Origin of the sequence: Lentzea indica (genome assembly GCF_012184385.1) — a bacterium.
Classification (GTDB): Bacteria; Actinomycetota; Actinomycetes; order Mycobacteriales; family Pseudonocardiaceae; genus Lentzea; species Lentzea indica.
Map to the genome: position 1 here is coordinate 25,013 of NZ_VSRL01000047.1, position 20,692 is coordinate 45,704.

Annotated in this window: 19 protein-coding genes and 2 pseudogenes; 9 read left to right on the plus strand and 12 right to left on the minus strand. The window is 68.2% G+C overall.

The window, feature by feature from the left end; genetic code table 11:
• Positions 1 to 245: 245 nt before the first annotated feature.
• Positions 246 to 1,340 (plus strand): serine hydrolase domain-containing protein, encoded by a 1,095-nt coding sequence (locus tag FXN61_RS15790; protein ID WP_167974615.1) that lies wholly within the window; start codon positions 246 to 248, stop codon positions 1,338 to 1,340.
• A 433-nt stretch (positions 1,341 to 1,773) separates the two neighbouring features.
• Here the strand turns inward: FXN61_RS15790 and FXN61_RS15795 are convergent, their stop codons facing one another.
• Both FXN61_RS15795 and FXN61_RS56355 read right to left on the minus strand, forming a co-directional pair.
• Entirely contained in the window at positions 1,774 to 3,045 is a 1,272-nt protein-coding gene (locus FXN61_RS15795) for a glycoside hydrolase family protein (protein WP_246291602.1), read from the minus strand.
• Between the two features lie 84 nt (positions 3,046 to 3,129).
• Positions 3,130 to 3,351 (minus strand): annotated as a pseudogene (locus FXN61_RS56355) (helix-turn-helix domain-containing protein); the annotation flags it as partial.
• A gap of 267 nt (positions 3,352 to 3,618) precedes the next feature.
• Between FXN61_RS56355 and FXN61_RS15800 the strand changes: the two are divergent.
• Entirely contained in the window at positions 3,619 to 4,029 is a 411-nt protein-coding gene (locus FXN61_RS15800) for a hypothetical protein (RefSeq protein WP_167974619.1), read from the plus strand.
• 902 nt (positions 4,030 to 4,931) lie between these two features.
• On the opposite strand, the gene FXN61_RS15810 is transcribed toward FXN61_RS15800, so the two are convergent.
• Positions 4,932 to 6,182: a hypothetical protein gene (locus tag FXN61_RS15810; RefSeq protein ID WP_167974621.1), complete on the minus strand. Its 1,251-nt coding sequence runs from the start codon at positions 6,180 to 6,182 to the stop codon at positions 4,932 to 4,934.
• A 487-nt stretch (positions 6,183 to 6,669) separates the two neighbouring features.
• On the opposite strand from FXN61_RS15810, the gene FXN61_RS15815 reads away from it, so the two are divergent.
• Positions 6,670 to 9,564, plus strand: a complete 2,895-nt coding sequence (locus FXN61_RS15815; protein ID WP_167974623.1) for an AfsR/SARP family transcriptional regulator — start codon at positions 6,670 to 6,672, stop codon at positions 9,562 to 9,564.
• A 100-nt stretch (positions 9,565 to 9,664) separates the two neighbouring features.
• Here the strand turns inward: FXN61_RS15815 and FXN61_RS56360 are convergent.
• Positions 9,665 to 9,919 (minus strand): annotated as a pseudogene (locus FXN61_RS56360) (MFS transporter); the annotation flags it as partial.
• A gap of 137 nt (positions 9,920 to 10,056) precedes the next feature.
• On the opposite strand from FXN61_RS56360, the gene FXN61_RS15825 reads away from it, so the two are divergent.
• Complete coding sequence (locus tag FXN61_RS15825) at positions 10,057 to 10,554, plus strand: GNAT family N-acetyltransferase (protein ID WP_167974625.1); 498 nt, start codon at positions 10,057 to 10,059, stop codon at positions 10,552 to 10,554.
• A 9-nt stretch (positions 10,555 to 10,563) separates the two neighbouring features.
• Here the strand turns inward: FXN61_RS15825 and FXN61_RS15830 are convergent, their stop codons facing one another.
• Positions 10,564 to 11,451 carry a LysR substrate-binding domain-containing protein gene (locus FXN61_RS15830; RefSeq protein WP_167974627.1) on the minus strand — a complete coding sequence of 296 codons (888 nt, stop codon included), beginning with the start codon at positions 11,449 to 11,451 and terminating at the stop codon, positions 10,564 to 10,566.
• 70 nt (positions 11,452 to 11,521) lie between these two features.
• Here FXN61_RS15830 and FXN61_RS15835 point away from each other — a divergent pair, with 70 nt between their 5' ends.
• The 5 genes from FXN61_RS15835 to FXN61_RS15855 are packed head-to-tail and all read left to right on the plus strand — an operon-like array spanning position 11,522 to position 15,347.
• Positions 11,522 to 12,181 (plus strand): RraA family protein, encoded by a 660-nt coding sequence (locus FXN61_RS15835; RefSeq protein WP_167974629.1) that lies wholly within the window; start codon positions 11,522 to 11,524, stop codon positions 12,179 to 12,181.
• The gene (locus FXN61_RS15840; protein ID WP_167974631.1) at positions 12,178 to 12,810 is read left to right on the plus strand and encodes an RraA family protein; all 633 of its coding nucleotides are present in this window, start codon (positions 12,178 to 12,180) and stop codon (positions 12,808 to 12,810) included. The genes FXN61_RS15835 and FXN61_RS15840 overlap by 4 nt, the downstream gene beginning before the upstream one ends.
• Positions 12,807 to 13,403: an RraA family protein gene (locus tag FXN61_RS15845; RefSeq protein WP_167974633.1), complete on the plus strand. Its 597-nt coding sequence runs from the start codon at positions 12,807 to 12,809 to the stop codon at positions 13,401 to 13,403. Before FXN61_RS15840 ends, FXN61_RS15845 begins: the two co-directional genes overlap by 4 nt.
• A 4-nt stretch (positions 13,404 to 13,407) precedes the next feature.
• On the plus strand, positions 13,408 to 14,547 hold the full coding sequence (locus tag FXN61_RS15850; protein WP_167974635.1) for an aminotransferase class I/II-fold pyridoxal phosphate-dependent enzyme: 1,140 nt from the start codon (positions 13,408 to 13,410) through the stop codon (positions 14,545 to 14,547).
• Complete coding sequence (locus tag FXN61_RS15855; RefSeq protein WP_167974637.1) at positions 14,544 to 15,347, plus strand: alpha/beta fold hydrolase; 804 nt, start codon at positions 14,544 to 14,546, stop codon at positions 15,345 to 15,347. The genes FXN61_RS15850 and FXN61_RS15855 overlap by 4 nt, the downstream gene beginning before the upstream one ends.
• A gap of 51 nt (positions 15,348 to 15,398) precedes the next feature.
• Here the strand turns inward: FXN61_RS15855 and FXN61_RS15860 are convergent, their stop codons facing one another.
• From FXN61_RS15860 to FXN61_RS15890, 7 genes are all read right to left on the minus strand, one after another.
• A complete protein-coding gene (locus FXN61_RS15860; RefSeq protein ID WP_167974640.1) occupies positions 15,399 to 16,139 on the minus strand; it encodes an NAD(P)H-dependent oxidoreductase in 741 nt (246 codons plus the stop codon).
• Positions 16,140 to 16,143: 4 nt separating this feature from the next.
• On the minus strand, positions 16,144 to 16,572 hold the full coding sequence (locus FXN61_RS15865; RefSeq protein WP_167974642.1) for a VOC family protein: 429 nt from the start codon (positions 16,570 to 16,572) through the stop codon (positions 16,144 to 16,146).
• The gene (locus FXN61_RS15870) at positions 16,569 to 17,435 is read right to left on the minus strand and encodes a 5-oxoprolinase subunit C family protein (RefSeq protein WP_312877768.1); all 867 of its coding nucleotides are present in this window, start codon (positions 17,433 to 17,435) and stop codon (positions 16,569 to 16,571) included. Before FXN61_RS15870 ends, FXN61_RS15865 begins: the two co-directional genes overlap by 4 nt.
• Entirely contained in the window at positions 17,432 to 18,046 is a 615-nt protein-coding gene (locus FXN61_RS15875) for a 5-oxoprolinase subunit B family protein (RefSeq protein WP_167974644.1), read from the minus strand. Before FXN61_RS15875 ends, FXN61_RS15870 begins: the two co-directional genes overlap by 4 nt.
• Positions 18,043 to 18,804: a LamB/YcsF family protein gene (locus FXN61_RS15880; protein ID WP_167974646.1), complete on the minus strand. Its 762-nt coding sequence runs from the start codon at positions 18,802 to 18,804 to the stop codon at positions 18,043 to 18,045. The genes FXN61_RS15875 and FXN61_RS15880 overlap by 4 nt, the downstream gene beginning before the upstream one ends.
• A 13-nt stretch (positions 18,805 to 18,817) precedes the next feature.
• On the minus strand, positions 18,818 to 19,960 hold the full coding sequence (locus tag FXN61_RS15885) for an NAD(P)/FAD-dependent oxidoreductase (protein ID WP_167974648.1): 1,143 nt from the start codon (positions 19,958 to 19,960) through the stop codon (positions 18,818 to 18,820).
• 2 nt (positions 19,961 to 19,962) lie between these two features.
• The coding region (locus FXN61_RS15890) for an SDR family NAD(P)-dependent oxidoreductase (RefSeq protein WP_167974650.1) at positions 19,963 to 20,692 on the minus strand (730 nt) is incomplete at its 5' end.

A 20,692-nucleotide genomic window follows, 5' to 3' on the forward strand; every position in this document is an offset into this window, starting at 1 on the left:
GCTCGACCATCCCGCTCATGCCGATGTGAGTGTTCCACGGTGGAGCCGAGGGCTTGGTTCTTGCCGAATGGCACAGGGAACATCGGATCGCATGGTGGGGGTGACCCGTAGTGCGGCTTCGGGGTTGCCCCTAGTGCGGCTTCCGGGATTCGCCGGATGTTTGGGTCTCGATCTTGTCCGTAGCGTTCGGTTCGATCCGACATGACTTGGGGGGATCTGTGATGCGGACATGGAAATCTCGGCTGGTGGCTGGTTCGGTGGCGCTGGTGCTCGGTGGCTGCTGCCTGACCGCCCTGCCGGTCGCCGCGCGGCCGGATGGCGGTCACGCCGGCGATCGTGCTGCGGTCCAGGCGATTGTGGACGGCTTCACGGCGCGTGGGGTGCCTGGTGCGATGGTCTTCGCCCACGACCGGCAGGGGCGCTGGACGGTCAACAGTGGTACGGGCGAGTTGGGCTCCGACCGGCCGATCCGCCCGTGGCATCGGGTGCGGGTGGCCAGCAACACCAAGATGTTCGTCGCCGCGGTGATGCTGCAACTGGTCGGTGAGGGCAAGGTGGTGTTGGACGCGCCAGTCGAGCGCTACCTGCCGGGGCTGGTGCGAGGCAACGGATATGACGGCGCCAGGATCACCGTGCGGCAGCTGCTGCAGCACACCAGCGGGATGGCCGACTACATCAACGACGTGCTGTCCGACCCGGACGCGAACAATCACCCGTGGCGGCCAGAGGAACTGGTGAAGATCGGGCTGAGCCACCCGCCGCTGTTCGCCCCCGGTACGGGGTGGGCGTACTCGAACACCGGGTACATCGTGCTCGGGATGCTGGTCGAAACCGTGACCGGCAACGATGTCGGCGCGGAGATCACTGGCAGGCTCATCCGGCCGCTCGGGCTGTGGCAGACCACGTACCCGCAGGCCGGTGACAAGCGGATTCGGGGACCGCACGCGCATGGCTACTACGCGTTCCCCGGCCAGCCGGTCGTGGACGTGACCGAGCTCGAGCCCAGCCTGCCGGGGGCCGCTGCGGCGCTGATCTCCACCGGCCCTGACCTGACGCGTTTCGCGCGAGCACTGCTGGCCGGCACAGTGCTGCGTCCGGACCTGCTCGCGCAGATGCGTACGACGGTGCCCGCGGAAGGGCCGGACTACGGTCTCGGGATCCGCGAATTCCCCCTTCCCTGCGGCGGCATGGCGTGGGGACATGCCGGCAACATGCCTGGGTTCGACTCCTTCACCGCCGCCACCGACGACGGCCGATCGGCGTTCGCGGTGGCCAACGGACGCCTGACCGACGGCAGCACGGCCAACCTGCGCTCCGCAGTCGAATCGGCGCTGTGCTGAGCGAACCCCTCCTGCCGCACAACGAGGGCCGTGAGCCGAACATCCTCCTCTGCCGCCGAGCGCGTGATCAAGCGCATCCGGCCCGTTCACGGCGCCTGAGGCAGGCGCCGCTTCCGGATGAGCTCTGCAGGTGATGCTGAAGTTCGCTGACACGAACTGACCGCCGAAGTCCGGTGTGGCTGACATTGGCGGAGACCTGGTGCCGACTTTCACGGAGCTAGCCACGCGCCAGAGAACCACGTGTCAAGCGTGCTGCGAAAGCTGAGCCTGCGCGACCGCACGCAGCTCGCGTTGCTCGTCAGAGATCGATCCGCGTGATGTACCGGCGGGGGCGAGAACTCGACGAAATCGGTGATCTTCCTGCTCCGGCACCACCATGATCTTGGTGGCAGGCTGTGCTGCGCAGTGGTTCCGCGCAGATCAACGCCGAGCGTCAGGTGAAGCGGAGCAGCACCGGACGCCCGGTGATCTCCAGCGTGTCGCCGCCGCGAATGTGGCGGCTGGTGCGGTCGAGATGCTCGACGGAGCTGGTGTGCTCCGGCGCTGTGATGGTCGCAGTGCCCTCATGCGTCCACCAGAGCTGGAACTCAGCGCCGTCGCGGTCGAACCGGCACTGCCACACGTTGTCCGCGAGCCCCGCGAACTGGCCGTGCCCGCACGAGTGCACGCGTGCGCCGCCGATCCAGCGTTGCAGCTCTTCGACGAACGTCGCTGCCTTGGTGGGCGGGCCTTCCTCCGCCTGGAGGACGACGGGAACCTTGCTGGCGCCCCAGGAGTAGAAGTACATCCTGGCGAACTGCATGTGCAGGCCTGCCAGGTAGAACCGCACCGCGTAGTCGGCGCTGAGCTCCGGGTCGAGCTGCTTCTGCAGAGGGATGTCCAGGTTCGGCCCGGTGGACCACAGCGGCTTCTCACCGATCTGTATCCGGTGGAACGACCGTTCGAGCTCGATGTCGAGCTCGGTGACCTTCTCCGGCGGGTCGGCCGACTTCTGCTGGTACAGCTTGACGGCGGCGGCGTCACAGGGCCCGTAACCACCCAGCTCGCCGAACCGCTCCATGGTGCGACGGGCCGCGGGATCCCACAGCTCCCCCATGGACGGACACACCACGACGGCGCCGGGGTCGATCTCCCTGATCGCCGCGGCCGCCCGGCGCACCATCTCCACCATGGTCTCCAACGGACCGCTGTAGAAGGCTGGGTGGTTGGCCATGTCCCACAGTTCGTAGGCGTGGATTCGACCCCGGTAGCGGGAGGCCAGCGCGCGGACGAACCGATCCCAGTCCCGCAGGTCGTCGGGAGGAGCGGCACGGGAACCGTCGCCGTAGACGGTCACCGGCCCGGCTGGGCTGGCCCAGTCCGGCGTACCGCCGAAGGTGAACAACACAGCGCGCCCGTTGCGCTCCGCACCGGAGACCAACCTCTCCAGAGTCGACCAGTCGTGCCTGTCGCGGCTCGGCTGGATGTTGTGCCACAGCGTGCCGGAGTCCCACAGCCGCACCGACCCGATGGGGAACGTAGGCATCTTCCCCGTGGTGCTGTTGATGGTGGTCCCGAAGTACTCCGGCGGAATGCGCCGAGGCTGCGCCGACCACATCATCGACGCGATTTCCGTGCCGTTCGTCCTGACCGGCTCGTCCGACGTGAGCGAAAACGCCACGCCGACGGCCACCGCCACCACCACCGCGATGCCGGCCACCGTCATCTTCCTTCCCCGCCCAGGCCGCGGCTCCGGTAACCGGGGAGGCTCTTCCTGATCGGGTTGCCACAGCCGGTGAAGTGCGGCCAGATCCGCTTTGTCCGCACCGCAGGCCAAAGCCATCCGCTCGACGACGCCGAAGCTTCCCGGAACGCTCTGTCCGGTGAAATAACGGTGCACAGTGGACCGACTGAGATGCGTTCTCCTGCTGATTTGCTCGTAACTGCAGCCACGACGCTGTTTGAGCTCAGTCAGCAGATCCGCCACAGTGTGGCCTTCCGTCAACGTTGCACCCCCGACGTCGAAGAACATCCCCAATCCCACTGTCCCACGAAACCCGTCCGTGCGTGTCCCAAATGTCCCAGAGGGTGACGTATCGCCAGGTCAAGCCCTGGTTCCTGTCCCAGCTGTGTCAACTTGGGCCGATCACCTTGTGACACGTCCGCAACCGCTGTGAGGCTTTGCCTGTCCAGTTCGACATGCAATGCAGGGGAGGGGAAATGTGATCATCTCTTGCCCGCGCTCCGGGCGCGCCGCAAGCCTCACAAAGACACCGGACACAGACACGGGGGGAACACCGTGAAGAACAGCGCACGCACAGTGCTGGCCACCATCGCGGCCGTCCTCACCTTTGGCGCCCTCACCGGCGCGGCCTCAGCCGACACCCGCGGGGGCACCCCTCACGGGTCGCACTGGTACATCGGGACCGGCAACGCCTACGGCGAGGTGGTCTGGCTCGACTACGACCAGAACAACTCGAACGACAAGGACGAACTGGTCCTTAAGGACGACATCTTCCCGTCCGGCTACTCCGTGCGCATGACGGTCGTCCACGACTCGTTCAAAAAGACCGTCCGCGCCTACTCAGGCAACAGCGTCTCCGTGCAAATCCCCGGCCTTCACAAGGGCGAGAAGGCCAAGTTCAAGGCCTGCGCCTGGGACAACGACGACGAGGTCACCTGCCGACCCTGGACCACCGTCACCGAATAAAGGGAAAGCTGCGGCGGCGGGACGTTGCGGGTGGAGTGGCAGGACGGCGCGCGGCCCCGGCACGGCTTGACCCGGTCAGCCCCCCGGCCAGGCGGCGTTGCCACATGAGTATCTTCCCCGCGGCAACACTTCCCCGCCGCCGCGCCCAGTCCAAGGGGCCGCGCACCAATCCGGTGCGCGGCCCCTGTCGGCCCTGAAGTCCTAGCCCAGGCACCAGGGAACAAGGTTACCGACATCGACGATGGATTGGCCCGCCAGGAATTTTTGTCCTTTGTGGACGAGGTCGTGCAAGATCCAACAAGTCTCCGAGGGCACTCCATGCCGCCGAGTGGGCCTGCAAACCTGGCAAGCGTAGGTCTCACAGGCTGCGAACATGACGTTCCCCCAACCAATCTGAGCGGTCGGTTCCGGCGTGTTCATCGCCCTGCGCCTCACCTGGGGCGACCACGCTGGTACGTCGTCGGGATTCTGTTGACCTTGACCCTGCTCGCTGTCCGCTGGGTCGAGGCTTATAGGCGCGTCCGCAGCCGTCTGCTCGCTGGACCGCAGGCGGCATCGAGGTCGGTTGTCTCCTGCTCACCTGCGGCGAGGCCGGCATGCCGAACCCACCAGAGGAGATGGCTCGCCTGCGCGTCGCCTAGAAGTCGCGCGGTCGCTCTTCTTTGACTCCGAGGTTGCCTTGACTGCGATGGTCACCGTCGCCACTTGCGGCGGTGCGATCATCTGACGCAACTGGTCAGATTGGCCAAGATCGGGGTCATCGAGCTAGCACAGACCAACGGGCAGTGGTTGGCCGCCATGCGCGCCCCTGTACGCCGAAAATGAGACCGGGCAGACGTGCCTGGCAGAAACCCGCACCCCAAACGGCTGTGCTGTGTACTCGTCGCCGACGCCAGATGGCCTCACCCGTGGGGCGCGCCCACGCGTCGCTCGTGCGCGGCTAACCGCAGCATAGGGACCCACAGCGCCCTGTCCAGCGCCCCGAGAAGGTAGTCCTCCGGCAGAGGCACGCGCGGTAATGCAAAGTAGGTGGGCTCCCAGTCTTTGGTGAAGTGGATGATTCCCCGCACCAGGGAGGGCATCTGCCGGTCGGCGGGCGGGTCGGGCAGTTCGGGCGGTGTCCACCGATGACCGGTCGTGCGCCACAGCTCGTCGGCTTGTGCGTGTAACTCGCGCCGGGCTGTCTCGCGGAACTTCCCGTACTCGGCTCGCTTCATGGGGTTCACCAGTACCAGCCGCTCTGGTGGTAGTACCCGCATCGACTCGCCCAGCTCCCACAACGTGCCTGGGCCCCGGCCGAGGACCAGGACCACCAGTCGCGCGTCGCGCACCAGAGTGCGCACCGGCTCCTGCCAGTCGTGGGGCAGGTACATCCGCAGGATGCCGATGTTCGGCGCTAGCTCGCCCGGCATGCCCACCGCGACCACGGGTCCGGCCCATCCCAGCGCGGCGGCAATCCGCTCTTCTTCACTGCGGCCCAATAGGAACCATGCCCGAACCAGCGCGCCGAGTCCTGGCGTGCGGTGCGGTTTTGCCAACCTCGGGTCGTCGCTGAAGTTGCGCAGGAACAACACGTACGAGCCCGCCGGCAGTGGCGTGAAAGTAGGCATGACGCCGGCGCTGTGCCGCACGGCGCGGTTAAGCATCTTGTTGCCGGTGAAGTTCCAAAAGACACCTAACAGGGCCAGTCCGGCGCGCAAGGACCACTGTCCCAGCGGGCTCAGGCTCTCGGGTGGGGGCAGGAAGCAGGCACTGATAGCGAACGCCCCGCCACAGCAGCGGAACATGCCCGCCGCGCGCATCCACCGGACCTGCTCGGGGGTGCCCCTCTGCACGAGCTCGCCGAACACCGGTTCCTGGTGGCCGTCGTCACCATGCTGGCGCTGGTAGTCGCTCAGTCGGGACAGCGCCAACTGCCCGTACCAGCGCCGCTCCTCGGCTCGGCGGAACAGGAGAGCACCGACGACCATGCAACCCATCACGCTGAACAACTGTTGGGACGCCGGCGCCAAATCCACCACCGATCCCATCTCCAGGTAACCGAGCAGCGTCAGGAGCGCTCCCAGCACACAGAAGAACGTGCCGTGGTACAGCGTGTACACGCCTGCAGCCTGGAGGTCTGAGGGCAGATGATGGTCTTCCCACTTCTTCACCGCGCACATCCCTCCGTAACCGCCGTTTCACATCAATCACGCTGACATCAATGACACACGCTGGCCCGGTTGCCGCCGTGCACAGCCCGGACGGATCACGCGTGCTGCTAGCCCCGAGCCTCAACGCCCGCCGGTAGGACCTGGTTGCTCCCGGCTTTGCGGCTTCCGGCGGCGGACGCGCAGGTAAATGCGAACGCATTGCCACCGCCAAGGTTCGCCAAGAAATGGCGCGACAATAGTCATAATGACCCCTTTTACATGCTTTTATCAGTACGCGCATCCCAGCTGTGTCGACGCGGAGGCGACACCCTGGCCTGCATGCGTCCATGCCACACCCTTTGACTTTCCCTTTTCGGGGCAGTCTCCTTGTTATGCCACTGGCACTCGACGAGGGTTGCAGCCTGGCGTTGCTTTTTCGTTGTTTCAGCGTTGCGCAGGCGCAAGACATGCGCTATAACGGCATGGAGATTCCACGCCAAGGGAACATATGCGAGTCGAGTTCGAATTTCTCGGTGACGTCCGAGCCAAGTTCAACGGTGTACCGATTGACCTCGGACCGGTCCGGCGACGTTGCGTTTTCGTCGCGCTCCTAGTGGACGCCGGCAACGGGGTGTCGATGGACCAGCTCGCCTACCGGGTGTGGGGTGACAGTGTCCCCACTGGAGCGTCCGGCACCCTGCGCGCGCACATCAGTCGCCTTAGGCATGCTTTCGCCAACACCAACATCCAGATAGCACGCACCTCGGCTGGCTACCTCCTGCGTGCCGATGCGGCCGAAATGGACTTGGACGTCTTTCGGGGTCTGGTTGCCGAAGCCAGGGCCCTGCAGGACGATCGTCATGCGGCCCGGCTGTTTGAACGCGCCTTGAGCCTCTGGCGGGGCGAGCCTTTCCACGGCCTGGACAGCACCTGGCTCCACGAATTCCGACTCGCCCTGGCAGCCGAGCACCTCGCTGCACGACTGGACCGCTACGACGTCGAGCTCAGGCTCGGCAGACATGCGGCCTCACTGGCCTCGCTACGGGCCGACATCAACGCTCATCCCCTGAATGAAAGGCTCGCCGGCCAGTACATGACCGCGCTGTGCCGCTGCGGTCGGCAGGCCGATGCGCTTCGACACTACGAGCTCATTCGAGTTCGCCTTGCCGAGGAGCTGGGGGTCGATCCGAACCCTGTGCTGCAAGGGCTTCATCGCCATGTCCTGTCCGGCGATCCGGACACTCATTCATCGCCCCGCACGTCCACAGCCGGGTTCGGCTGTCACCTTCCGCCCGCGGTGCCGGACTTCGTCGGACGATCAACCGAGATTTCTCACGTGGTCGCCGAGTTGACCGCCGATCGAGCAGCCACGCCCATCGTCTTGTTGTGCGGTCCAGGAGGCGTCGGAAAGAGCACCCTGGCGATCATCGTGGCGCACCGCATGCGGGCTGGATATCCGGACGGCCAGCTGTTCGTGCATCTGAGCCGGGACGTCAACATGTTCGACGTCGAAGGCACGTTGCTGTTGCAGTGCGGTGTGCAACCTGCGGCGCTGCCAGCAGAGCCCGCGGCCCGCAGAGCGCTGCTGCGCACGAATCTCACCGACCGCCGCGTCCTGGTGGTGCTCGACAACGCCCAAACCATCAGCCAGATCACGGACGTGCTCCCAGGGTCCTCAACCTGCGCGGTGGTCATCACCAGCCGATCGATGTTGCCCACCTTGCCGGTGTCGCGCCGTGTCTGTCTGGAACCACTCTCAGCCTCGGACGCCACGGAGCTGCTCGCGCGACTTGCCGGACGGCACCGCGCCGCAGCCGAGCCCCAGGCCGTGGACACCATCACCGCAGCCTGCGACCACTTGCCCCTGGCCATTCGCATCGCCGGAGCCCGCTTGGCGGCGATGCCGAGGACCTCGTTGACCTCCCTAGCCGATCGACTGCGCGACAGTGCTGTCCGTCTCGACGAGCTGGACATCGACGGCGTTTCCGTCCGCGGTGTGATCGAAGTGAGTCACGCCGGTCTGCAGGCTGCGGACCAACAGGCGCTTCAGTGGATCGCAACCGTGCTGGGCCACAGATTCACGCACTGGCAACTGGAGGCGCTCAGCGGTCGACGGGACACGAGGCGGCAGCTCGAACGCCTTGTCTCGGCCAGCATCGTGACCCCTTTCGGACTCGATCCCACCGGTGAGCAGCAATTCGGGCTTCACGATCTCATCGGCCTGTACGTCCGTGAGGTCGCGGGCGATCTGCCGCCCGACACACGGCGCCATGGCCTTCGTCGGTTGCTCGATGCCCTGCTGCAGATCGCAACAGCCGCTCACCAGCGCGTCCCCAATCGCACGCGCTTCGCGCTTCCATTCGAATACCGCCAGATTCAGGGCGCGCTTCCTGACAGCACCGTCGACCGGATTCTGAGCCGGCCACTGGTGTGGGAGTCCAGCTATCGCGAACTCGTCACCTCACTCGTGCCACAAGCGTGCGCCCAAGGCTGGCACACCGACGCATTGCAGCTCTGGGAACTGACCTCGGTACCAAGCACTCCCGACGGCGTAGCCATCACTGAAATTCTCAGGGATGCTGCACAAACCGCCGGCGACGAGGCCCTCATGTACCGGGCCGAGTACATCCGAGCCACGATCCTGATCTACAGCAGCCTTGACGAGGCGACGGCATCGTTCACGCGCTGCGTCAAGGGGTTCGAGCGCCTCGGCCATTGCCGTGAACTCGGGTATGGCCTCACCAGGCTTGCCTATTGCCGTGATCAACTAGGCCACTACGAGCTCGTGATGGCGCCGGCCACACGAGCGCTCGACATCGCACGGCGCATCGGCGACGGGCACCTCGAACACATCGCGCTCGCCGAAGTAGGTCAGGCTTTAGCGCGCGATGGCCAATTCGAGCAAGCACGCGACATGCTCGAGTACGGTCTCCGCGAGGCCAAACGCGTCGACGACGCGATCGGACTTCGCACTCTCCTCAGCCGAATGTCGGCGGTAGCTCTTACCTCCGGGGACCACGAGCGAGCCTGGTCACACGCGTCGGAGTGGCTTGCGGTGCAGTCAGAGTCCGAATCGCCGTTCAAGTTCGCGCTGGCGAAACTGGCGGCGGGCCGCGCTGCTCTTGGCGTCAACCGCACAGCCGCCGCAATGGCAGAAATCGCCGAGGCCGCTCGCATCCTCGCTGACCTCGGCAACCGTGCGGGGCAGGCACAGGCAGCCCACGAGCTCGGCCGCGCATACCTCCGCTGTGGTGATGACCTCACCGCAGCGGTGCTACTGGCGCGAGCTGCGGACGAACTGCACGACATCGGCGCAGTGACCGCCAGTGCCGAGGTTCGACAGCAGTTAACCAAGATCGACGTCGCACTGAAGCAGGAACCTGCGGATCGCTATGGAGTCTGAAGTAGACGAACATGCTGACGATCGAGTGCAGCGATCTCCTCAAGCGCAGCACCAGGAACGTCACGAAGCCGGGCACCACCGCGAGCGCCGCCGTGAAGACCCCGAACACCACGAGCGAGACGATCAACGCCCGCTTGCGGCCGAAGTTGTCGGCCAGCCAGCCGACGGTCACGCTGCTCACTCCGATGCCGAGCAGCGTCGCCGTGGCGAGCAGGCCGCTCTGCGTGGTCGTCAGCCCCAGCTCGGCGCGAATGGCAGGCAACGTGAACGACAGCAGCAAGATCTCCACCGCGTCGAACATGTAGGCCACGAACGAACCTACGAGCACCACCCACCTGGTGGAACCGCCACTCATGCGAACCAGTCCTTTCGGAAAACCGATCGGACCTTAGGTCGTTCGGAGGCCGGATCACCGGCTCCGCCCGGTTTTGCCGCAGTTCGCGGAGAGCTGTCCGTCAACTGCGGTCTCCGCTTGATGCCTATCCTGCGCAAGTGCACAACTATGGCATCAAGGTGGCCGCGCCGGACGACCTCGGTGGTGCGCGGGTCGTGATGCTCGACGCGCTCTACCGCGACTTCGGCACCGGGTACGTGCCCCAATGGCACGAGGACGTGATCGACCTCGAGGGTCACTACCTCACGCCGAAGCGCCACACCCTGCTGGTCGCGGTCGACCAGGAGGGTGTGGTCGCCGCGACCGCGGCGCTGGACTCACGTGGTCCGCGTCAGCCCGAGTGGCTCGTCGAGCGTTATCCCTCCGGGGAAACGGCCCAGCTGCGGCGCGTGTACGTGAGCCCGGAGCACCGCAGGCGCGGTCTCGCCCGTGCGATGGTGGCTGAGTTGCTGGAGTTCGCACGGGCTGACGGCGGCTATCGATCTATCTACCTGCACGCCTACCGCCACTCCCCCGGAGCGCTGGATCTGTGGCGCACACTGGGGAAAGTGGTGTGGGAGGACGAAGACGGCACGGTGCACTTCGAGATCATCTAGGCGATCATCTCAAGCCGGCCGGGCGAGATCTGCCGCCAGCGAGGTGAGCAGCGCGACCAGGTCGCCAGGCTCGGCCCTCGTCATGGCGGTGAGCTCGATCTCCGCGGCCCCGCGGCAGAACGGCCGGAACCGGACCGCAGGGTGCGTTGCGGCCGCCGCCGCGGGTACGACGGTGACGCCGAGTCCACACTCGACCATCGCTATCTGCGAGGTGACCGACCGCGCCCAGTGCGCGGCAACCGGGCTGAACTCCGCCGTCCGGCACATAGCGGCCATCGCGTCGTGGTAGTCCGGCGAGATGTGCCGGTGCAGCCACACCCAGGTCTCGCCCGCGAGGTCGGCCAGCTCCATCGGTTCGGCCGAGGACGCGGCGGGATGACCGGCCGGGAGCGCCGCGACAAACCGGTCGGCGTAGAGGCGGGTCGCGGTCGTGCCGCGGACCGGAGCGGTCTGCCGGACGATCGCCCAGTCGAGCGCACGATCGAGCAGGGCGGGCGCGGCCTCGTGCGTGTCGATCTCCTCTGCGAGCACCTCGACGTGCGGCGCGGCCTCGTGGAACCGTTCCAGCACAAGGGGAAGCGGCCACGAGAAAGCGGACGCGACCGCGCCTAGCCGCAGCCGTCCTCCCCGACCGGCGGCGGCGTGCCGGACCGCGGCCTCGGCGTCCTCCGCCTGCCGGATCAGGGCACGACACTCGCGCAGGAACACCGCGCCGGCCGGGCTGAGCGCGACTGATCGCTGAGTGCGGTGCAGCAGCTCGCAGCCGAGTTGCCGCTCCAGCTGCATGATCGCCTGCGACAGCGGCGGCTGGGACATCCGCAGCCGCTGCGCCGCACGTCCGAAGTGGAGTTCCTCGGCGACCGCCACGAAGTAACGGGCCTGCCGCAGCTCGATCATATGCACAGCCTCTTACTGATATAGCCGATCAGACCTTCACTGTATATCCGCTGGCTGCTGAAGTGGAGGCATGCCCACCTCAGCTCTCCTGGATCGCTACGCGGCGCTCGACTCCGCCGCGGTCAGCGACGCTCTCGACCGGCTCGGGCTCCCGCCCGGCGTCGGCGGCCTCCGGCCGGTGTGGGGACCGGCCTCCGTCGTGGGGTATGCCGTGACGGTCCAGCTCGAACCCCGCACCGACGGACCGGCGGGCGCCCACATCGCCACCACCGCGATCGAGACAGAGGACGACCAGAGCGTGATCGTCGTCGACAACCAGGGCCGGACCGACGTGTCCTGCTGGGGTGGCATCCTCAGCCTGGGCGCGTCGCAGCGCGGGGTGCGCGGCGTCGTCGCCGACGGTGTGTGCCGCGACGTGGGCGAGGCCCGCGAGCTGCAGTTCCCGGTCTTCTCCCGTGGCTCCGTTCCGGCCACGGCACGCGGCCGGGTGCAGCAACGTTCCACCGGGGAGCCGGTCACCGTCGCCGGGCTGACCGTGCACCAGGGCGACATCGTCCTGTCCGACGAGACCGGCCTGGTCGTCGTTCCTCGCGACCGCGCCGTCCAGGTCGCCGAACTGGCCGAGGCCGTCGTGGCCCGTGAACGCGCGATCGCCGACGAGATCCGCGCGGGTGCCCGCCTTTCCCAAGCCATGCACGACGCCCGCCTCGCCGGGGAGACCGTCCGATGAGCGTCTCCACCGCGTCGCTGTCCGACGCGCTCGACTCACTCGGCCTGCCCGGCTCGTTGCACGGGATCAGTGCACTGCGACCGGGGCAGCGCGTCGCGGGTCCGGTGTTCACCGTGACGTACGAGCCGGTCGACGGCACCGGCGGCACGGTCGGTGACTTCCTCGACGACGTTCCCGCCGGAGCGGTGATCCTGATCGACAACGCCGGCCGCACCGACTGCACGGTGTGGGGCGGGATCATGAGCCAGACCGCGCGCGAGCTCGGCATCGCGGGCACCGTCATCAACGGCACGTGCCGTGACGTCGCGGTCGCCGCTTCCGCGGGTTACCCGCTCTGGTCGGTCTCGAAGTTCATGCGCACCGGCAAGGACCGCGTCCGTGTCGCCGCCGTCCAGGCCCCTGTCGTGGTCGACGGCGTCACGATCGCCCCCGGCGACATCCTCGTCGCCGACGATGACGGTGCCGTCGCGGTGCCCGCCGCGCGCTGGGAGGAGGTGCGCGGCATCGCCCAGCGCATCGACGACGTCGAGGAGGCGATCGTCGAGGCCGTGCGCGGTGGCGCCACGCTTGCCGCCGCACGCGCGCAGCACGGCTATCACTCTCTGCAGACCAGGAAGGACCACTCGTGAACGACCTCGCCCGCGGCCACTCCACCGCCACGCTGTCCGAGGCCGCGGGGTTCGCCATCGCGTTGTCGCCCGAGCTGCGTCCACTGTGGACCGGCGCTCGCCTGTGCGGACCCGCGTTCACGGTCCAGGGAGCAGGCGGCGACAACCTGGCGCTGCACCACGCGGTTCTCCAGGCTCCGGCCGGCGCCGTGCTGGTGGCCGACCACGGCGGTGCCCCGTTCGGGCACTGGGGCGAGGTGCTCACCGTCGCCGCCCTGCACCGCGGCCTGACGGGCCTGCTGATCGACGGCGGTGTCCGTGACGCGGCCGAACTCCAGGAACTCGGCTTCCCGGTCTTCTCCCGCAACAACTCGATCCTCGGCACCCGCAAGGACTTCCAGGGCGTCTTCGACGGACCTGTCACGGTCGGCGGCGTCACCATCCGCCCAGGGGACCTCGTCGTCGGTGACATCGACGGTGTCGTGGCGCTCCCCCTGTCCGGCGTGCACGCCATTCTCGACCGCGCCGACGCCCGCGTGGCCAAGGAGAAGGAGCTCATCACGTTGATCCGGCAAGGCCACAACACCCTCGACCTCTACGGTCTGGGCGGCTGACCTCGTGGACAACCCGATCTTCGCGGTCGCCGCCCGCGCCGACGAGCTCCGCGCCAGGGGCGTGGACGTCGTCACGCTCGCGGCCGGTGAACCCCAGAGCGCGACCAGCCCGCGGGTGGTGGCCGCCGCCATCGACGCGATCAACGACCCCGCCACGCACCACTACGGCACGGCACAGGGTGAAGCGTCACTGCGCAATCTCGTCGCCGCGGTGGCCACCACCGACACCGGGCTTCCGTGGACCGGCGCCGACGTCCAGATCGCCCTCGGCGCGAAGCACGCGCTGTTCCTCGCCCTCCAGGCGGTCGTCGACCCCGGTGACGAGGTCCTGGTCGCCGCGCCAGGCTGGCCCGGCCACGCCGAGGTCGTCATCGCGGCGGGCGGCGTCCCGATCCCGGCGCCGACCGACGAGCGGTTCCGGCTCACCGCCGACACACTGGAACAGCACCGCACCGCGCGCACCGTTGCCGTGCTGCTGTCGAGCCCCGGTAACCCGACCGGCGCCGTGCACAGCGACGTCCAGCTCCGCGACATCGCCGCCTGGGCCGTCGAGCACGAAGTCTGGGTGATCAGCGACGACATCTACCGCAAGTTCGACTTCACCGGCACCTACCGCTCGATCCTGCGCCTGGCGCCCGCGCTGAGCGACTGGGCCGTCGTGGTCGGCGGAGTGTCCAAAGAGCACGCGATGACCGGGTGGCGGGTCGGCTGGCTCCTCGCACCGGAGGAGATCATCGCTTCGGCGCGCAAGCACGTCTCCCGGACCATCACTCACGTCCCGTTGATCAACCAGCGAGCCGCTCTCGCCGCGTTGCACGACGTCGACACGCCCGCCGCGGCCGCCCACGACTACCGCCGCCGCCGGGACTTCCTCGTCGAGGCCCTGAACGAGATCGACGGCATCGACTGTCCACTGCCCGACGGCGGTCTCTTCGCGTTCCCCAGCGTGGCCGGACTGCTCAGCGAGGACGGGTGGCGCACGAGCGCCGAGCTCGCCGGTTGGCTGCTCGACACCGCCCACGTCGCCGTCGTCCCCGGCGAGGCGTTCAACGCACCCGGCCGGCTCCGGCTGTGCTTCGCCGTCGACGACCACACCCTGCACACCGCGGTCAAACGACTCAAGGCCGCGCTGGAGGCCCGATGATCCGCAAGCTCGACCGCTTCACCCTGTCCCTCACTGTGGGCCGGACGCGGGTGACCGTGTCCGGCCTGCACCGGGACGGCCCGCGCACGCCGCTGGTGTTCCTGCACGGCTTCGGATCGACCAAAGAGGACTACGCCGACGTCGTGCACCAGGCCGGGCTGGACGACCATGCGGTGCTCGCCTACGACGCACCCGGCTGCGGTGCGAGCACGTGCGAGGACCTGGAAGCCATCTCCATTCCGTTCCTCGTGGACGTCGCCGCGCAGGTCCTGCGAGCACTCGAGATCGACCGGTACCACCTGCTCGGGCACTCGATGGGCGGCCTCACCGCGTTGCTGCTGGCCGACGAGAATCCGGGCAGCGTCGAGAGTCTCACCAGCATCGAGGGCAACCTCGCCCCCGAGGACTGCTTCCTCAGCCGGCAGGCGATCACCCACCCGAACGACGACCCCGAGGAGTTCCTGGCGGACTTCACCGACCGTGTCAGCGGATCGCGTTTCGCCGCCAGCGCGCTCTACTCGGCGAGCCTTCCGCACAAGGTCCGTGCGGCGGCGGTCGAGCCGATCTTCCGTTCCATGGTGAACCTCTCCGACCACGGCCGGCTGCTCGACCGGTTCCTCGCGCTCCCCGCACCGACCATGTTCATGTACGGGCAGCAGAACGACTCACTGTCCTACCTGGACAAACTGGCGGCCGAGGGCGTCGAGCTGGCCGAGATCAGCCGCTGCGCCCACTTCCCCATGTACTCCAACCCGACGGAGATGTGGGATCGCATCTCCCGGTTCGTCACTCGGCACTGAGCCGCTCCGCGCCGCCGCGACTTCCCGGTACGGCGGAACAACTTCGTGAGATCACCTGTCCGTGTTGTGCTGGAAGCCGGAGCGGGCGATCACACCAGGCCGCAGCCGCTCCTCCGGGCCGTAGTCCTCCTGGGGGTGGAAGAACAGCCGGGGAACGTCGGCCAGCACGTGCTGGGCGAAGCGGTCCAGCTCGGCCTCCCGTTCCTCGGGAGTCAGCCGCCGCGGCATGTAGCTCACGAACGGCTGCAGCACCTCGAAACCGCTGTACCGCAGCAGTCCGTTGTGGACGGGCCACAGAATGTCCAGGATGTCTCCGTCGATTCCGTCGGGAGCGTAGGTGTCCGCGGACGTCCCGGTCGTCACCGACACCATCGCGCGCTTGCCGCGGAACATGCCCGTGTCGTACTTGCGGCCGGGCACGTAGGCGAACCCGCGGGTGAACACCCGATCCGCCCAGCCCTTGAGGATCGCCGGCATCCCGAACCACCACATCGGGTACTGCAGGATCACCAGGTCCGCACGGCTCAGCTTCTCTTGTTCCGCCACGATGTCCGCGGCAAGGCCGCCTGATGAGTGGGCGTGCGTCTGCTCGCGGTCGACACGGAGGAACTCGGCGTCTTCGCGTTCACCGGAGAAGTCGTCGGCGTCCAGGACGGCCTTGAACTTCAGCGCGTGCAGGTCGCTGACCTCGACCTGATGTCCAGCCTGCCGCAGCACGTCGCACGCCCGCGCGGCGAGTGCCGCGTTGAACGACCGGGGTTCGGGATGAGCCAGCACGATGAGGACGTTCACGACGTCACTCCGCACTCTGTCGCGTCAGGAGCATGAACCCAGTCTGGTCCACGGTGTCGAAGCCCAGGAATCCGGTCCCGTTGTCGCGTTCGGCACGCATCAGCACCGGCAGGCCCGACGCCTCGGCGTCCCGCAGCGGGTGCTCGAAGCCGACGTGGAAGACGCCCTCGCCGCGGGTGTCGAGGAACCGGCGCTGCGGGCAGTCCAGGTCGGGCGGCTGGCACAGCTGGAGCTGGACGTTGCCGAGATCGGCGTACCGGTACCGCAGGGCGAGGAACGCCTCGTCGTTCGGCATGGACCGGCGCGTGAAGGCGGTCAGCGGCGGGTAGTCGTGCCACGGCCCGATACCGAGCGATTCGTAGTACTCCACGGCCTTTTCGAGTTCGTGCACGACGACACAGATGTGATGCAGCTGGTGAAACGGGGTCGTCACGACCGGTCTCCTCGGTGTTCTTCGAAACGCACCCCGACGCCGGGACGCGCTTGGGCGAGCAACGGAATGTCGTCACGCGCCACGACTGCGATGACCGGATACCCGCCGGTCGTCGGGTGATCGGCGAGGAACACGATGGGCTGGCCGGAGGACGGGACCTGGATGGCGCCGCGCACCATCCCCTCCGACGGAAGCTGCGCCTCGCCCGCGTGCCGCAGCGGTGGGCCTGTCAGCCGCACACCCACCCGGTTCGCGTCCGACGTGACCAGCCAACGGCTCACAACGAGCGTCGCGAACGCGTCGGTGTCGAAGAAGTCGTCCCGCGGGCCGCGCATCACCCTGACCACCGGTTCGACCGGCCGGGCCATCATGCACGCCGCCAGGTGCGTGGCGGCCGGGCTGTGCGAGGGAATGCCGACCGGCAGCCGGTCGCCTGTCCGCAACGGTGTCGGCCCGAGACCGGACAACGTGTCCGTGGCACGGCTGTCCATTGTAGAGGGAACATCGACTCCTCCTGCCACCGCCAGATAGACGCGCAGCCCGCAGCCGGGTGTGCCGATGCGCAACGTCTGACCGGCAAGCACGCGCCACGGCTCGCACAGCGGCATCGGCCAGCCGTCCAGCCGCAGCGGCGCGGGCGCCCCGGTGACCGCGACCGTCGTCGCCCGGTGGAAGCGCAGTTCGGCATCGCCCAGAAGCAGTTCCAGCCCGGCAGCGGTCTCGGCGTTGCCCACGAGCCGGTTGGCGAGCCGGTGGCTGCGCGCGTCGGCTGCTCCAGAGGGGGACACGCCCAGGTGCGCGTAGCCGGTCCGGCCGAGGTCCTGGACCGTCGCGAACGGGCCGGGCCGCACCACCTCGATCACGGGTTCACCGCACGGAAGCGGATCGTGTCGCCGACGTTCACCAGGTTCGGCGGCATGGACTTGGAGTTCCACAGCGGAGCGCTCACCGCCCTGCCGAGGACGCTCCACCCGCCGGGCGTACCTCCGGGATACACGATGGAGTACTCGTTCGCGATCGCCACGCTGCCCGCGGGCACGACCGTGCGGGGGCTGGCCCGGCGTGGCACCCGCAGCTCCCGCGGAACACCGGCGAAGAACGCGAGGCCGGGGCTGAAGCCGAAATAGTCCACTGTGTACTCGGTGGCGCTGTGGCGTCGCACCAGCTCATCGCTGGTCAACCCGGTGCGGGCGCACACGTCGCCGAGGTCGGCGCCGTCGTAGACCACGTCCACGACAACGGTTCTACCGGTGGTCTCCACCGTCCGGGACAACGGTGCCAGGTCGACGGAGGCCGCGAGCTCACGCAGAACCGGCCGGTCACCGACGGCGAGCACCGTCCGTACGCCGGGGACGACCTCGGTGAGGTCGTACGGGCCCGCTCGCAGCCAGGCCGCGAGCGCCTGGACGTTCTCACCGGCCGCCGCCTCGATCAGCAGGCCGTTCTCCCCTGCCCACCGCACGCTTCTGGTCACTCCAGCGCTCCCATCACCGACACCCCGGCCGCTTCGAGCGCCGCCCTGGTCGCACGGGCGAACTCGGCCGCTCCGGGTGAATCCGAGTGCACGCACAACGAATCCACTCGCATGGGCAGCACAGTGCCGTCCTGTGCCTCCACAGTGGACTCGACGGCCAGCCGGACCGCCTGCGCCACCGCGTCGTCGTGGCCGGCGATGACCGCGCCGGGCTCGCCGCGTGGCACGAGCAGACCGGAGCCGGTGTACCTCCGGTCGATGAACCCCTCGGCGAGCACGCGCAACCCCGTCTCCTCCGCGTGCCGTGCCAGGCGAGTACCGGGCTGGCACAACAGGGGCAGAGAGGAGTCGAACAAACGGACGGCCTCCACCACCGCCGCGGCGTACTCCTCGCGGGCCACCGCCGAGTGGTACAGGGCGCCGTGCGGCTTCACGTAGTTCACCGCCACGCCTTCGGCGCCGGCGATGGCGGCGAGCGCCCCGAGCTGGTAGAGCACGTCGTTGACCAGGCTTTCCCGTGGCAGCTCGACGTGCCGCCGGCCGAAGCCGCGCAGGTCCTGAAAACCGGGATGAGCACCGATCCGCACACCGTGCGCGGCCGCGGTGGCGCACGTGCGGCGCAGCACGTCCGGGTCGCCGCCGTGGAACCCACAGGCGACGTTGGCGTCGGTCACGACCTTGAGCAGCTCTTCGTCATCGCCGTAGTTCCACAGGCCGTAGCCCTCGCCGACGTCGGCGTTCAACGAGATCCGGGTCATGTCCGCTCCCCTGTCAGATGACGAGGCCGGCCGGCGTGCTCACCGACGACCGCAACCGCTCGTAGCGCAACGGCGTGATGTCGAGCGAATGCGCCCGGCCGTCGGCGATCTCCTCCGCGACGACCTGAGCGATCGCGGGTGCCTGGAGCACGCCGCGTCCGCACATGCCGCACGCGTTCACCCATCCCGGTGCGTCCGGGTGCTCTCCCACGAAGGGCAGCAGGTCGGGCGTGATTTCGTAAGTGCCCGCCCAGCAGGCCTTCCGGTCGAGCTGAGCCTCGGCCAGCCACGGGAACCGTTCGCACGTCGTGGCGAGCACCTGTTCCATCCAGTCCCAGTCGACCGAGACGTTGTAGCCGTCCTGTTCGCCGGGCTTGGCGAGCAGGAACAGCACCCGGTCGCCCTCGCTGCGCAACGCGACACCGGTACCGGTGTCGATGGTCATCGGGAACCTGCGCCGGCCGGGCAACTCCGTGGTGCTGTAGACGTTGCGGCGGCTGTGGTGGACCGGGACGTCGAGCCCGGCGAGTGCCGCGACCTCACTCGCCCAGCCGCCGGCCGCGTTCACCACGTGCCGCGCCTCGAACTCACCCCGCGGGATCGTCACCCTCCACCGGCCACCGACGCGGTTCACCGCGGTCACCGGCGCGCGGACGTACACCTCGGTGCCGAGTTCCTTGGCCGCTTTCAGGTACGTGATCGTGACGGTGTGCGGGTCGACGACGCCGTCCGCAGAGCCCCACACCGCGCCGCCGAGGCCGTCCGGCACGAACGGCGTGATCTTCTGGGCATCGTCGAGGTCCAGCACCTCCACCGGCACGCCGTGGTCGCGCTGCAACCGCACGGACACGAGGTGGTCCGCCCACCGGTCCTGCGGAATGAGCAGCAGGTACCCGGTCGCGCGGTACCCGGCGTCGACGCCCAAGTCCCGTTCGAAGTCGCGGTAGGCCTGGATGCTGCGCCACGCCAGCTCGATGTTGAGACTGTCCGCCCACTGCGCCCGTACCGACGCGAACGACCGCCCGGTGCTGCCCTCCGCCGGTGCCGCCTCCGCCTCCACGACAGTCACCCGCAGGCCCCGTCGAGCGAGCTGGTAGGCGCAGCTCGCGCCGATGACGCCCGCTCCGATGACGACGACGTCCGTCTGCTGCGTCATGGTCAGCTCCCGTTCGCGACGAGCGTGGCCAGGGACGGGAACTGGTCCGGGCGGTAGGTGTCGACCTGGGGGCTCCGCTGCTGCGCCAGCACGCCTCCGTCCACGACGAGCCGCGCGCCCGAGACGTACGCGGCGTCCTCTGAGGCCAGGAACACGGCGGGACCGGCGAGGTCCTCGGCCTTGCCACCCCGTCCCAGCGGCACCGTCTCGTCGCGGCGGCGCAGCGACTCCTCCGATTCACCCGCGAACGTCGCGATCAGGCCCGGTACCAGGGTGTTCACCCGGATTCCGTACGGCGCGAGCTCGAGAGCGAGTGCTCTGGTCAGTGCCTCGACCCCGCCCTTGGAGGCGTCGTAGGCGACGAACCCGCGATGCGCGCGGGTGCCGCCACCGCTGGACACGTTGATCACGCAGCCGCGTCCCTTGCGCGCCATCACCGGGGCGAGCCGGCGAGTGCACAGGTACTGGCTCTTGAGGTTCGTGGTGAGGAAGTGGTCCCACCAGGCTTCGTCGCTGTCGAGGAAGTGGGTCACGATCCCGGTCTCGGCGGCGTTGTTGACCAGGACGTCGACCGTGCCGAACGCCTCCAGCACGGTGCCGGTGAGCCGATCCACGTCCGCGGCGAGCCCTACGTCGCAGCCCACCCCGACCGCGTAGCCGCCGGTCTCGCGGATGGCCGCCGCGGCCAGCTCCGCGTTGCCCGCGTCGATGTCCGCGACCACGACCCGCGCG

Coding starts and splice junctions, on each gene's coding strand:
- FXN61_RS15795 (WP_246291602.1), bottom strand. CDS start 3,045: ATGACGGTGGCCGGCATCGCGGTGGTGGTGGCGGTGGCCGTCGGCGTG.
- FXN61_RS15815 (WP_167974623.1), top strand. CDS start 6,670: ATGCGAGTCGAGTTCGAATTTCTCGGTGACGTCCGAGCCAAGTTCAAC.
- FXN61_RS15830 (WP_167974627.1), bottom strand. CDS start 11,451: ATGATCGAGCTGCGGCAGGCCCGTTACTTCGTGGCGGTCGCCGAGGAA.
- FXN61_RS15835 (WP_167974629.1), top strand. CDS start 11,522: ATGCCCACCTCAGCTCTCCTGGATCGCTACGCGGCGCTCGACTCCGCC.
- FXN61_RS15840 (WP_167974631.1), top strand. CDS start 12,178: ATGAGCGTCTCCACCGCGTCGCTGTCCGACGCGCTCGACTCACTCGGC.
- FXN61_RS15855 (WP_167974637.1), top strand. CDS start 14,544: ATGATCCGCAAGCTCGACCGCTTCACCCTGTCCCTCACTGTGGGCCGG.
- FXN61_RS15880 (WP_167974646.1), bottom strand. CDS start 18,804: ATGACCCGGATCTCGTTGAACGCCGACGTCGGCGAGGGCTACGGCCTG.
- FXN61_RS15885 (WP_167974648.1), bottom strand. CDS start 19,960: ATGACGCAGCAGACGGACGTCGTCGTCATCGGAGCGGGCGTCATCGGC.